At 55.1% G+C, this 439-nt stretch carries 1 protein-coding gene; it reads right to left on the bottom strand.

The genetic code is table 11. From position 1 onward, the window contains the following. Nucleotides 1–439 (bottom strand): IS256 family transposase (locus JQM68_RS13670; RefSeq protein ID WP_235223567.1); only part of this gene is annotated, 439 nt, incomplete at both ends.

The raw sequence follows: 439 nt of genomic DNA on the forward strand, positions 1-439 counted from the left end.
ATAGCCTGCATCATCCCACACAGGCCGTCCGTGCAGAACAGATATACATCCAAAACACCCCTGCTTTTGAGGTCATTCAGCACATTCAGCCAGAATTTGCTGTTTTCGTGCTCCCCGATCCAGACGCCCAGAATGTCCTTCCTGCCATCCATGGTGACGCCCAGGACCACATAGGCAGCCTTGGTCACGTACCGCCGGTCTTCCCGCACCTTGTAGTGAATGGCGTCCATGAACACAAACGGATACACCGGCTCCAGAGGACGATTCTGCCAGGCTGTGACCTCCGGCATGATCTTTTCACTGATCTTCGTTACCAGCTCTGGAGAGATCTCCACGCCGTACAGTTCCTTGACCTGCTCAGCGATATCCCGTTGGCTCATGCCGCAGGCGTACAGCGCCAGAATCTTATCCTCCATCCCGTCCGCATTCCGGTCATACT

The sequence above is a fragment of the Oscillibacter valericigenes genome (genome assembly GCF_021531435.1).
Taxonomy (GTDB): Bacteria; Bacillota; Clostridia; order Oscillospirales; family Oscillospiraceae; genus Oscillibacter; species Oscillibacter valericigenes_B.